Raw genomic sequence first — 12,116 nt, 5'->3', positions numbered from 1 at the left:
ATCAGCCCCGCTCCCGATTCGCGTCACGTGTTATTCGGTTTCCAGATCGATATCGATACCGAGCGAACGGATTTCTTTGATCAACACGTTGAAGGACTCGGGCATGCCCGGCTCCATACGGTGATCGCCGTCCACGATGTTCTTGTACATCTTGGTCCGACCGTTCACATCGTCCGACTTCACTGTGAGCATTTCTTGCAGGGTGTATGCCGCGCCGTATGCTTCCAGCGCCCACACTTCCATCTCCCCGAAACGCTGACCACCGAACTGCGCCTTACCACCCAGCGGCTGCTGGGTAACCAGGCTGTAAGAACCAGTGGAACGCGCGTGCATCTTGTCGTCCACCAAGTGGTTCAGCTTGAGCATATACATGTAACCAACGGTCACCGGACGCTCGAACTTGTTGCCGGTACGACCATCGAACAGCACCATCTGGCCGCTCTCTGGCATGTCGGCCAGCTTCAGCATGGCCTTGATCTCACGCTCCTTGGCACCATCGAAGACAGGGGTCGCCATCGGCACACCGCCCTTGAGGTTGTTCGCCAGGTCCAGGATCTCCTGGTCTGTGAACTCTTCCAGGTTCTCCTGGCGGCCACCGATCTCGTTGTAGATCTCGGTCAGGAAGGTACGCAGCTCAGCGGCCTTGCGCTGCTCTTCGAGCATGCGATTGATCTTCTCGCCCAAGCCCTTGGCCGCGAGGCCCAGGTGGGTTTCAAGGATCTGACCGACGTTCATACGCGAAGGTACGCCCAGCGGGTTCAGAACCACATCGACCGGAGTACCGTTGGCGTCGTGCGGCATGTCTTCGACCGGCATGATCACCGAAACCACACCTTTGTTACCGTGACGGCCGGCCATCTTGTCGCCCGGCTGGATGCGACGGCGGATTGCCAGGTAGACCTTGACGATCTTCAGTACGCCCGGTGCCAGGTCGTCGCCCTGCTGCAGCTTGCGCTTCTTGTCTTCGAACTTGTCGTCCAGCAGACGACGGCGGTCGACGATGTAGGCTTGAGCCTTTTCCAACTGCTCGTTCAGAGCATCTTCGGCCATGCGCAGTTTGAACCACTGACCGTGCTCCAGACCGCTCAGGACTTCGTCAGTGATCACGGTGCCTTTCTTCAGGCCCGCGCCACCATCGACCACCTGGCCGTTCAGGGCGCTGCGCAGACGCTCGAAGGTCGCGCCTTCGACGATGCGGAACTCTTCGTTGAGGTCCTTACGGATCTCGTCCAACTGCATCTTCTCGATGGACAGCGCGCGACTGTCGCGCTCTACGCCATCACGGGTGAATACCTGTACGTCGATGACAGTACCCTTGGTGCCAGTCGGCACGCGCAGGGAGGTGTCCTTAACGTCGCTGGCCTTCTCACCGAAGATCGCACGCAGCAGTTTCTCTTCCGGGGTCAGCTGGGTTTCGCCTTTTGGCGTGACCTTACCGACCAGGATGTCGCCAGCGCCAACTTCGGCACCCACATAGACGATACCGGCTTCGTCCAGCTTGTTCAGTGCGGCTTCACCGACGTTCGGGATATCCGCAGTGATTTCCTCTGGGCCAAGCTTGGTGTCACGAGCCACACAGGTCAGTTCCTGAATGTGGATCGTGGTGAAGCGATCTTCCTGAACCACACGCTCGGACAGGCAGATGGAGTCTTCGAAGTTGAAACCGTTCCACGCCATGAACGCGATGCGCATGTTCTGACCCAGGGCCAGCTCACCCATATCGGTGGATGGGCCGTCGGCCATGATGTCACCACGCTGAACCACATCACCCTTGTTCACCAGCGGACGCTGGTTGATGCAGGTGTTCTGGTTGGAGCGGGTGTACTTGGTCAGGTTATAGATGTCGACACCCGCCTCGCCGGTCTCGACCTCATCATCGGCAACACGAACGACGATACGGCTGGCATCCACGGAGTCGATCACACCACCGCGGCGCGCCACGACACAGACACCGGAGTCACGAGCAACGTTGCGCTCCATGCCGGTACCGACCAGCGGCTTGTCGGCGCGCAGGGTTGGTACAGCCTGACGCTGCATGTTCGAACCCATCAACGCACGGTTGGCGTCGTCGTGCTCGAGGAACGGGATCAGCGAGGCAGCGACGGAAACAACCTGCTTCGGCGAAACGTCCATCAAGGTGACGTCTTCCGGCGCCTTGACGGTGAACTCGTTCAGGTGACGGACGGCAACCAGCTCGTCGACCAACTGCTTCTTCTCGTTCATCGCGGCCGAAGCCTGGGCGATGACGTGATCAGCCTCTTCGATCGCCGACAGGAACACGATGTCGTCGGTAACCACACCCTCTTTCACAACACGGTACGGGCTCTCCAGGAAACCGTACTGGTTGGTGCGGGCATAGGCCGCCAGGGAGTTGATCAGACCGATGTTCGGACCTTCAGGGGTCTCGATCGGGCACACGCGCCCGTAGTGGGTCGGGTGTACGTCACGGACTTCGAAGCCTGCACGCTCACGGGTCAGACCGCCAGGACCGAGTGCGGAAACACGGCGCTTGTGGGTGATCTCAGAAAGCGGGTTGTTCTGGTCCATGAACTGGGAAAGCTGGCTGGAACCGAAGAACTCCTTCACCGCCGCCGCAACCGGCTTGGCGTTGATCAGATCCTGCGGCATCAGGCCTTCGCTTTCGGCCATGGACAGACGCTCTTTGACCGCGCGCTCGACGCGCACCAGACCAACGCGGAACTGGTTCTCGGCCATCTCGCCGACGCAACGTACACGGCGGTTACCCAGGTGGTCGATGTCGTCGACGATGCCCTTACCGTTACGGATATCGACCAGGGTCTTCAGGACCTCGACGATGTCTTCCCGGCTCAGCACGCCCGAACCTTCGATCTCGGTGCGACCGATACGACGGTTGAACTTCATGCGGCCCACGGCGGACAGGTCGTAGCGCTCGGCACTGAAGAACAGGTTGTTGAACAGGGTCTCGGCGGCATCCTTGGTTGGCGGCTCGCCTGGACGCATCATGCGATAGATCTCGACCAACGCTTCCAGCTGATTGCTGGTGGAGTCGATCTTCAGGGTATCCGAGATGAACGGACCGCAGTCGATGTCGTTGGTGTACAGGGTCTCGATGCGGACAACCTGAGCCTTGGCGATCTTGACCAACAGCTCGGTGGTCAGCTCGGTATTGCACTCGGCCAGGATCTCGCCGGTGGCCGGATGCACGATGGCCTTGGCCGTGGTGCGACCCAGGACGTATTCCATCGGAACGTCCAGCTGCTTCACGCCAGCTTTTTCCAGCTGGTTGATGTGGCGGGCGGTGATACGACGCCCCTGCTCGACGATAACCTTGCCACTGCCATCATGGATGTCCATGACCGCGACTTCACCACGCAGACGCTGAGGCACCAGCTCCAGGCTCAGCTTCTCGCCGGAGACATGGAACACGTTGGTGGTGTAGAAGGCGTCCAGAACCTCTTCGGTGCTGTAGCCCAGGGCGCGCAGCAGTACCGAGGCCGGCAGCTTGCGACGACGGTCGATACGGACGAACACGCAGTCCTTCGGGTCGAACTCGAAGTCCAGCCAGGAGCCACGGTAAGGAATGATGCGTGCCGAATACAGCAGCTTGCCGGAGCTGTGGGTCTTGCCACGGTCGTGGTCGAAGAACACACCTGGCGAACGGTGCAGCTGGGAAACGATAACACGCTCGGTACCATTGATTACGAAGGTACCGTTTTCAGTCATCAGGGGGATTTCACCCATGTAGACTTCTTGCTCTTTGATGTCCTTGATCGCTTTGTTCGACGACTCCTTGTCGAAGATGATCAGGCGGACTTTCACCCGCAGCGGCACGGCGAAGGTCACGCCACGCAGGACGCATTCCTTGACGTCGAAAGCCGGCTCGCCCAGACGATAGCCAACGTACTCCAAGGCAGCATTGCCGGAGTAGCTGATGATCGGGAAGACCGATTTGAAGGCCGCGTGCAGGCCGACGTCGCGGAACTGATCCTTGGTCGCTCCCGCCTGCAAGAATTCACGATACGAATCCAGCTGGATGGCCAGGAGGTAAGGCACATCCATGACGTCCGGCAACTTGCTAAAGTCCTTGCGGATACGTTTTTTCTCAGTGTATGAGTAAGCCATCAGCGTTCCCCAGCTTGGTCACCTGCTTGTTTGGCTCCTCCCGACGGGAGCAGCCAGAAAATCGTGCAAACCCCTTGGTTTGCGCCACCCTCTAGGTGGTTGCAGCACGTTATCGGGGCCGACCTGATCGGCCACCAATAACGGAAAAAGGCCGGTGGCAAAAGCCACCAGCCATCAGCCGTTTGCTCAACGCTCGGGCTGGAGTCGCAAGGTCGAGATTACTTCAGCTCGACAGCAGCGCCTGCTTCTTCCAGTTTCTTCTTCGCGTCTTCAGCGGCTTCTTTCGAAACGCCTTCAGCGATGACAGCAGGAGCGCCGTCAACTTTCTCTTTGGCTTCTTTCAGGCCCAGACCGGTGATTTCGCGAACGGCCTTGATCACGTTGACTTTCTTGTCGCCAGCGGCGGTCAGAACAACGTTGAACTCGGTTTGCTCTTCAACAGCAGCAGCTGGACCAGCAGCTGGGCCGGCAGCGGCAACAGCAGCGGTAACGCCGAAGGTTTCTTCCATCGCTTTGATCAGCTCAACAACTTCCAGAACGGTTTTCTGGCCGATCGCTTCGATGATTTGCTCGTTAGTCAGAGACATGACTATGAATTCCTGTATTGGGGTGACAGCCTACGCAGCCATCAAATTAAACATATGATTTTGAAAGCGCTTATGCAGCCTTAGGCAGCAGTAGCTTCTTTCTGGTCGCGAATGGCCGCCAGAGTACGAGCCAGCTTGCTGGTAGCGCCTTGGATGACGCTCATCAGCCTTGCAATGGCTTCGTCGCGGGTCGGCAGCGATGCCAACACGTCGATCTCGTTTGCTGCGAGGAACTTGCCCTCGAACGCAGCTGCCTTGATCTCGAACTTGTCCTGACCCTTGGCGAACTCTTTGAACAGACGAGCAGCAGCGCCCGGGTGTTCGTTGGAGAATGCAATCAGGGTCGGGCCTTTGAACGCGTCGTTCAGGACCGAGTAATCGGTGCCTTCAACAGCGCGCTTGAGCAGGGTGTTACGTACGACACGTACGTAAACGCCAGCTTCGCGGGCCTCTTTACGGAGTCCGGTCATTGCGCCTACAGTCACACCACGGGCATCAGCCACGACAGCGGACAGAGCGACTTTGGCAGCCTCGTTGACTTCAGCGACGATGGCCTTCTTGTCTTCGAGTTTAATTGCCACGGGTTTACTCCTGGTTTTTACCGTTTCATCCGACCGGAGCCAGATGTCGTTTTGGTGTCTGATTCGGTAACGAATCGGGAGCACCATCTGCGTAGGCTTGAGGTTTAAGGCTTTCGCCGCCTACGGTCTTGGACAGCCCCCGCCAGGCAGGGACCCCAATTTTTGCAACCGACGCGCACAAGGCGCGCCGGCATGGTCTTACGCGTCCAGCGAGCTCTGATCGATGACCAGACCTGGGCCCATGGTGGTGCTCAGGGTAACGCGCTTGACGTAGATACCTTTCGAGGAAGCTGGCTTGATACGCTTCAGATCAGCGATCAGGGCCTCAACGTTTTCCTTCAGCTTGACGGCTTCGAAACCGACTTTACCGACGGAGGTGTGGATGATGCCGTTCTTGTCGGTACGGTAGCGAACCTGACCAGCCTTGGCGTTTTTGACAGCGCCGGCTACGTCTGGAGTTACGGTACCAACCTTCGGGTTAGGCATCAGGCCACGCGGACCCAGAACCTGGCCCAACTGGCCGACAACACGCATGGCATCAGGCGATGCGATGACGACGTCGTAGTTCAGGTCGCCGCCTTTCATTTCGGCAGCCAGATCGTCCATACCTACACGGTCAGCGCCGGCAGCCAGAGCGGCCTCAGCAGCTGGACCCTGGGTGAAGACGGCAACACGTACGGTTTTGCCAGTGCCGTGAGGCAGCACGGTAGCGCTACGAACAACCTGGTCGGATTTACGTGGGTCAACGCCGAGGTTGACAGCAACGTCGAAGGACTCGGTGAACTTCACAGCGGACAGTTCAGCCAGCAGCACAGCGGCTTCTTCGAAGTTGTAGACTTTGCCCGCTTCGACTTTCGAAGCAATGGCCTTTTGGCGCTTAGTCAGCTTAGCCATTACACACCCTCCACGTTGAGGCCCATGCTGCGAGCAGAACCGGCGATGGTACGCACGGCTGCATCCAGATCAGCGGCAGTCAGATCGGCATTCTTGGTCTTGGCGATCTCTTCCAGCTGAGCACGGGTCACAGTACCCACCTTGACGGTGTTCGGACGCGCAGAACCGCTGGTCAGGCCAGCTGCTTTCTTCAGCAGGACCGAAGCAGGGGTGCTCTTGGTTTCGAAAGTGAAGCTGCGGTCACTGTAAACAGTGATGATCACTGGAGTCGGCAGACCTGGTTCTTGACCCTGAGTACGGGCGTTGAAGGCCTTGCAGAATTCCATGATGTTCACACCGTGCTGACCCAGTGCTGGACCAACGGGTGGGCTTGGGTTGGCCTGGCCGGCCTTAACTTGCAGCTTGATGTAAGCCTGAATCTTCTTAGCCATGAGCTACTCCAAAATCGGGTACGAACGCCAGAAGGCTCCCCGGATGACTTGCGTTTTATCCCAGTGACGACAAAACCCCGCAGCACATAGGGCTGCGGGGTATGGGATGCTTCGTTCCGCTAGACCTTTTCGACCTGGCTGAACTCGAGCTCCACCGGAGTAGAGCGACCGAAAATGAGCACCGCCACTTGGAGCCGGCTCTTTTCGTAGTTAACTTCTTCAACACTGCCATTGAAGTCAGCAAATGGACCGTCAATGACGCGAACCACTTCACCCGGCTCGAACAGCGTTTTCGGCTTCGGCTTGTCACTGCCGTCGGCTACGCGACGCAGAATGGCCTCTGCCTCTTTATCGGTGATCGGCGCAGGCTTGTCTGCGGTACCACCAATGAAACCCATGACGCGAGGGGTATCCTTGACCAAGTGCCAAGTCCCTTCGTTCATTTCCATCTGAACCAGCACATAACCTGGGAAGAACTTACGTTCGCTTTTGCGCTTCTGGCCATTACGCATCTCGACCACTTCTTCGGTCGGAACCAGAATCTCGCCAAAACCGTCTTCCATGCCAGCCAGCTTAACGCGCTCAATCAGCGAGCGCATAACATGCTTCTCGTAACCCGAGTAAGCATGCACAACGTACCAACGCTTAGCCACGGGACACCCTTAGCCAACAATCAAGGAAACCAACCAGCCGAGCAGGGAGTCAAGACCCCACAACAGCAACGCCATAACCAGAACAACCGCCACTACGATCAGCGTGGTTTGAGTGGTCTCTTGGCGGGTTGGCCACACGACTTTACGGATCTCGGCACGAGCTTCCTTCGCCAGCACAAAGAACGACTTGCCTTTGGCAGTCTGCAGGGCAACAAAGCCAGCGACAGCAGCGAGAGCAAGCAGTGCGAGCACACGGTACAGGATTGGTGCGGCGGAGTAGTATTGGTTACCCACTACGCCAACGACTACCAGTGCAACAACAACCAGCCACTTGAACAGATCAAAACGCGATTCTTGGGCTTCAGTCTTGGGAGTCATCGAGGAGGATCCTGTGAGAAGAAAGCCAATCACACCGAGGTGAATGGCAGGTCAGGAGGGAATCGAACCCCCAACCTACGGTTTTGGAGACCGTCGCTCTGCCAATTGAGCTACTGACCTATAACGCTGTATCAGGCCGGCCATTATGCCGACCTGATTGAGAGAAATCAACTACTTATTCAATAATTTTGGCTACGACGCCGGCGCCGACGGTACGACCGCCTTCACGGATGGCGAAACGCAGACCTTCTTCCATTGCAATGGTCTTGATCAGAGTGACTTCCATCTGGATGTTGTCACCTGGCATTACCATTTCAACGCCTTCCGGCAGTTCGCACGAACCGGTCACGTCAGTGGTACGGAAGTAGAACTGAGGACGGTAGCCTTTGAAGAACGGAGTGTGACGACCGCCTTCTTCCTTCGACAGAACGTAGACTTCTGCGGTGAACTTGGTGTGCGGCTTAACCGAACCTGGCTTGGCCAGAACCTGACCACGCTCAACGTCGTCACGCTTGGTACCACGCAGCAGAACGCCGCAGTTCTCGCCAGCACGACCTTCGTCCAGCAGCTTGCGGAACATTTCAACGCCGGTGCAGGTAGTCTTGGTGGTTGGACGCAGGCCAACGATCTCGACTTCTTCCTGGATGCGGACGATGCCACGCTCAACACGGCCGGTAACAACAGTACCACGGCCGGAGATCGAGAACACGTCTTCGATCGGCATCAGGAACGGCAGGTCGATTGCACGAACTGGCTCTGGAATGTAGCTGTCCAGGGTTTCAACCAGACGCTTGACAGCGGTGGTGCCCAGCTCGTTGTCGTCTTCGCCGTTCAGGGCCATCAGGGCCGAGCCGATGATGATCGGAGTGTCGTCACCTGGGAAGTCGTAGGTCGACAGCAGGTCGCGAACTTCCATCTCAACCAGTTCCAGCAGCTCAGCGTCGTCAACCATGTCAGCCTTGTTCAGGAAGACAACGATGTACGGAACGCCAACCTGACGGGACAGCAGGATGTGCTCACGGGTTTGTGGCATCGGACCATCGGCAGCCGAGCAGACCAGGATCGCGCCGTCCATCTGGGCAGCACCAGTGATCATATTCTTGACGTAGTCGGCGTGGCCCGGACAGTCAACGTGCGCGTAGTGACGGACGTTCGAGTCGTACTCTACGTGAGCGGTGTTGATGGTGATACCACGAGCTTTTTCTTCTGGGGCGCTGTCGATCTTGTCGAAGTCAACGCGGGCGGAACCGAAAACCTCGGAGCAGACGCGAGTCAGCGCAGCGGTCAGCGTGGTCTTACCATGGTCAACGTGACCGATGGTGCCGACGTTAACGTGCGGCTTGTTACGTTCGAACTTTTCCTTAGCCATCGAGACAATCCTCCGCAGAAGAAATAAACAAGTCACTACCACCATTAAAACAAAGGCAGATATTTTCATATCTGCCTTGTCATATGGAGCTCTTGAGCGGACTTGAACCGCTGACCTCACCCTTACCAAGGGTGTGCTCTACCAACTGAGCTACAAGAGCGAAACTCTTTCTGCAAAAACAGCAAACCTGGAGCGGGTAGCGGGAATCGAACCCGCATCATCAGCTTGGAAGGCTGAGGTTCTACCACTAAACTATACCCGCGGAGCTTGCGGCTCTCGCTAAACTGGTGGAGGGGGAAGGATTCGAACCTTCGAAGTCGTAGACGTCAGATTTACAGTCTGATCCCTTTGGCCGCTCGGGAACCCCTCCTGAACGTGGGCGGCATTTTCAACTCTTGCCGTCCTACTGTCAAGCTTTTTCTCATTTAAAATCTTGAGGTTAGCTCACTTGACAGCTGCTTACTGGGTCACCGCCAAGTGGCTATCCCTGTGAAGCGGGCGCCATTCTATCAAGCTATTCGCCAGTTGCAATACCCTCGCACAAAATAATTTTATGCTTTAAGTCTTTGAAATCCCTGGAAAGTGTCCCAAGCAGCACTTCATCCAACAAACGCTCGCTTTGCGGCGCAACTTTCAGCCATAAGCCATCAGCACCAGGTAGCCGCCCGGAAAGCGGCGCCGTCGCCACATCTAGGCTGATCAGACGCTGGCGTAGCGCATTGAGCTGCTCCCGGGTAGCCAGCCCCCCAACGACTAGGCACTCGTCACGTCGCCGAGCGGGCGCTGCAGCCCCTGTTTCACGAAGCAGGCGAATCTCCTGCTGACTGCCTTTGTAGAGGGAAAGCGGGGTGACCTCCTTGGCCTTGAGCGGCGCTTCCTGTTGGTGCCAGACGTAATAGACGACATTGAGCACCACCAACAACAAAAACAACCAACGCATAGACACCTCAGTCCAGAGGACAAGCCATGGCCAGGCCGACAAACACCAAGTCCGGCACTACCCGGGCCTGCAGAAAAGCATGACCCACCAAGGGAGCATCCCCTCCAGTGAGAAATACCGTGAAGTCCTCTCCCCATAGTGCCTGCGCCTGCTCAATCTGAACCCGCGCGAACCCTTGCAGCATCAATACGCACCCACGCTCGACCGCCTCAACCGTGGAGCGCCCCGGCACAAGACTGGCCAAGGCCCGCTCAGCAGAAGCATCATCGTAGCGGATGCGACGGGTATGGGTGCGCAACTGACTGCGCATCAAAGGCATGCCCGGGCAGATATAGCCACCCAGGTGCTGGCCATCAGCAGCAACGAAATCGGCCTTCGCCGCCGTACCGAAATCCATGACCAGGCACGCCCCCTTCGCCAGGTGATACCCACCCAGGGCAGCCAACCAACGATCCATCCCCAGGCGCTGGAAGTCCTCGTAGCCGTTGCGCACACCGGCCATTTCAGCAACAGGTTCGGCAACCCGTGCGATAACACCAAAACCCGCTTGAAGCAGGGCACAAAGCGCAGTCGTTTCTTCCTCACTGCGAACGCTGACTAGGCGACAACCCGTCAACCGAACCGCAGAAAGCGCCTCGACCGCAGCCAGAAGCGCTTGGTCCGAATCGACAATCCCCCCACCCACGATCGTGGCATCAGCCACATGGATCACCCGCCACTTAATAAAGCTGTTACCGCAATCGAGCTCAAGAATCATCACGCAACCTCAAACTGAGCTCTCCACCGCTGAAGCTCTTTTCTACACCCTCGATATCAAGACGCAAGCCGCCTTGCCCATCCACTCCCAGCACCACACCGTCGATTCGATTGCTGCCTGCAATCAGCGAAACAGGACGCCCCTGCCAGAGATGGGCTTGCTCCCACTCCTCCTGGAAGGCGGCAAAACCGTAGCGACGATGACGCATCAACTCATGCTGCAGCTGCTGATTGAGCGATGCGACCAACCGATTGCGATCTATTGTCGCACCCACTTCGCGGCGCATCGAGGTCCACTGCTGGTCCACCTGCCCATTGACCTGCATGTTGACGTTGATACCGATGCCCAACACGACATGACAGACATCCGCCGGGTCCCCAACCAGCTCCAGGAGAATACCGGCGATCTTCTGGTCCTTGACCAGCACGTCGTTAGGCCATTTCAAGCCGCCACCCACTACCCCGAAGGATTGCAGCGTACGCATGACAGCAAGACCGACAACCAGGCTCAAGCCTTCGAGCTGGCGCATGCCACCTTCGATGCGCAAGACCAGGCTGTAATAGAGATTCTCGGCAAAAGGACTGACCCACTGCCGCCCACGACGCCCGCGCCCGGCACTTTGTCGCTCGGCAAGTACCAAGAAAGGCGCAACCCGTCCTTCGGCAATGCAACGCAAAGCCTGAGCATTGGTGGAGTCGATGGTTTCATGGATGAACACGGGCCACGACTCACCCGACGAGCATTCAGCGATTGCCGCCGACTCAAGCAGGGTCAATGGCGTAGCCAATTGATAGCCACGGCCGCGCACCTTATGGATAGGCAGATTCAATTCGCTTTCCAGGTGCTGCAGCTGCTTCCACACGGCGCTGCGACTCACCCCCAGAGCAGCCCCCAGGGCCTGCCCGGAATGAAACCGACCATCCTTGAGGAGATTCAACAACTTCAGCATGCCAGTCTCGACTCAGAATAAGGCTGGCATGATAGCCACGCGTCGAAGCATTGCATAGGAAAAGGGGTTTGAGTGGAGAACCAATGTAGGGCGAGCTCTACGCCACCGGACCATGGACAGGGCCGCGAGGCTTTTATGTCCTGCTAGGGGGCCGCTGCGCAGCCCATCGCGACACAAGGCCGCTCCCACAGAGACAGACCAGCTCGGCAGCTGAGGGTGCAGCCCTGCCCTTCAAACCCCGGAAAAGACAAAACCCCTACCTGCTCGCGCAGATAGGGGTTTTGCGAAATGAATCTTGACGATGACCTACTCTCACATGGGGAAACCCCACACTACCATCGGCGATGCATCGTTTCACTGCTGAGTTCGGGATGGGATCAGGTGGTTCCAATGCTCTATGGTCGTCAAGAAATTCTGTTACCAGAACGTCCTGTTGGACACTCCAGTCAATTCGGATATGTGCATTTGTGGTC

General features: G+C 57.5%; 11 protein-coding genes, 4 tRNA genes and 1 rRNA gene. All 16 read right to left on the bottom strand.

The window, feature by feature from the left end; genetic code table 11:
- Positions 1-30: 30 nt before the first annotated feature.
- The 16 genes from rpoB to rrf all read right to left on the bottom strand — a co-directional run bounded on the left by rpoB (position 31) and on the right by rrf (position 12,052).
- Entirely contained in the window at positions 31-4,104 is a 4,074-nt protein-coding gene (gene rpoB / locus ACYU03_RS02740) for a DNA-directed RNA polymerase subunit beta (RefSeq protein WP_461888006.1), read from the bottom strand.
- A gap of 218 nt (positions 4,105-4,322) precedes the next feature.
- Entirely contained in the window at positions 4,323-4,691 is a 369-nt protein-coding gene (rplL, locus tag ACYU03_RS02735; protein ID WP_461888005.1) for a 50S ribosomal protein L7/L12, read from the bottom strand.
- 80 nt (positions 4,692-4,771) lie between these two features.
- Positions 4,772-5,272: a 50S ribosomal protein L10 gene (gene rplJ, locus ACYU03_RS02730; RefSeq protein ID WP_461888004.1), complete on the bottom strand. Its 501-nt coding sequence runs from the start codon at positions 5,270-5,272 to the stop codon at positions 4,772-4,774.
- Positions 5,273-5,470: 198 nt separating this feature from the next.
- Positions 5,471-6,166, bottom strand: a complete 696-nt coding sequence (gene rplA, locus ACYU03_RS02725; RefSeq protein WP_461888003.1) for a 50S ribosomal protein L1 — start codon at positions 6,164-6,166, stop codon at positions 5,471-5,473.
- Positions 6,166-6,597: a 50S ribosomal protein L11 gene (rplK, locus tag ACYU03_RS02720; protein WP_461888002.1), complete on the bottom strand. Its 432-nt coding sequence runs from the start codon at positions 6,595-6,597 to the stop codon at positions 6,166-6,168. The genes rplA and rplK overlap by 1 nt, the downstream gene beginning before the upstream one ends.
- 119 nt (positions 6,598-6,716) lie before the next feature.
- Positions 6,717-7,250, bottom strand: a complete 534-nt coding sequence (nusG, locus tag ACYU03_RS02715) for a transcription termination/antitermination protein NusG (protein ID WP_003255501.1) — start codon at positions 7,248-7,250, stop codon at positions 6,717-6,719.
- A 9-nt stretch (positions 7,251-7,259) separates the two neighbouring features.
- On the bottom strand, positions 7,260-7,628 hold the full coding sequence (gene secE / locus ACYU03_RS02710) for a preprotein translocase subunit SecE (protein WP_461888001.1): 369 nt from the start codon (positions 7,626-7,628) through the stop codon (positions 7,260-7,262).
- A 44-nt stretch (positions 7,629-7,672) separates the two neighbouring features.
- Positions 7,673-7,748: transfer RNA gene (locus ACYU03_RS02705), tRNA-Trp, on the bottom strand.
- Positions 7,749-7,803: 55 nt separating this feature from the next.
- Positions 7,804-8,997, bottom strand: a complete 1,194-nt coding sequence (gene tuf, locus ACYU03_RS02700) for an elongation factor Tu (protein WP_461888000.1) — start codon at positions 8,995-8,997, stop codon at positions 7,804-7,806.
- Positions 8,998-9,081: 84 nt separating this feature from the next.
- Positions 9,082-9,157: transfer RNA gene (locus ACYU03_RS02695), tRNA-Thr, on the bottom strand.
- 28 nt (positions 9,158-9,185) lie between these two features.
- Positions 9,186-9,259: transfer RNA gene (locus tag ACYU03_RS02690), tRNA-Gly, on the bottom strand.
- Positions 9,260-9,282: 23 nt separating this feature from the next.
- A tRNA-Tyr gene (locus ACYU03_RS02685) sits at positions 9,283-9,367 on the bottom strand.
- 144 nt (positions 9,368-9,511) lie between these two features.
- Positions 9,512-9,937 carry a hypothetical protein gene (locus ACYU03_RS02680; protein WP_461887999.1) on the bottom strand — a complete coding sequence of 142 codons (426 nt, stop codon included), beginning with the start codon at positions 9,935-9,937 and terminating at the stop codon, positions 9,512-9,514.
- 7 nt (positions 9,938-9,944) lie between these two features.
- Positions 9,945-10,694 (bottom strand): pantothenate kinase, encoded by a 750-nt coding sequence (locus ACYU03_RS02675; RefSeq protein ID WP_461887998.1) that lies wholly within the window; start codon positions 10,692-10,694, stop codon positions 9,945-9,947.
- Positions 10,684-11,643, bottom strand: a complete 960-nt coding sequence (gene birA, locus ACYU03_RS02670; RefSeq protein ID WP_461887997.1) for a bifunctional biotin--[acetyl-CoA-carboxylase] ligase/biotin operon repressor BirA — start codon at positions 11,641-11,643, stop codon at positions 10,684-10,686. The genes ACYU03_RS02675 and birA overlap by 11 nt, the downstream gene beginning before the upstream one ends.
- A gap of 293 nt (positions 11,644-11,936) precedes the next feature.
- A 5S ribosomal RNA gene (gene rrf, locus ACYU03_RS02665) occupies positions 11,937-12,052 on the bottom strand.
- Positions 12,053-12,116: the final 64 nt, after the last annotated feature.

The organism is Pseudomonas sp. X10, from assembly GCF_054889225.1.
Note: the sequence above shows the minus strand (reverse complement) of the source record. Positions and strands in the feature narration are given on the sequence as shown.

Excerpts from the sequence above, each read along its gene's own strand:
- secE (WP_461888001.1), bottom strand. The coding sequence starts at position 7,628 with ATGACTCCCAAGACTGAAGCCCAAGAATCGCGTTTTGATCTGTTCAAG.
- birA (WP_461887997.1), bottom strand. The coding sequence starts at position 11,643 with ATGCTGAAGTTGTTGAATCTCCTCAAGGATGGTCGGTTTCATTCCGGG.
- rplL (WP_461888005.1), bottom strand. The coding sequence starts at position 4,691 with ATGTCTCTGACTAACGAGCAAATCATCGAAGCGATCGGCCAGAAAACC.
- rplA (WP_461888003.1), bottom strand. The coding sequence starts at position 6,166 with ATGGCTAAGCTGACTAAGCGCCAAAAGGCCATTGCTTCGAAAGTCGAA.
- ACYU03_RS02675 (WP_461887998.1), bottom strand. The coding sequence starts at position 10,694 with ATGATTCTTGAGCTCGATTGCGGTAACAGCTTTATTAAGTGGCGGGTG.
- tuf (WP_461888000.1), bottom strand. The coding sequence starts at position 8,997 with ATGGCTAAGGAAAAGTTCGAACGTAACAAGCCGCACGTTAACGTCGGC.
- rplK (WP_461888002.1), bottom strand. The coding sequence starts at position 6,597 with ATGGCTAAGAAGATTCAGGCTTACATCAAGCTGCAAGTTAAGGCCGGC.
- rpoB (WP_461888006.1), bottom strand. The coding sequence starts at position 4,104 with ATGGCTTACTCATACACTGAGAAAAAACGTATCCGCAAGGACTTTAGC.
- ACYU03_RS02680 (WP_461887999.1), bottom strand. The coding sequence starts at position 9,937 with ATGCGTTGGTTGTTTTTGTTGTTGGTGGTGCTCAATGTCGTCTATTAC.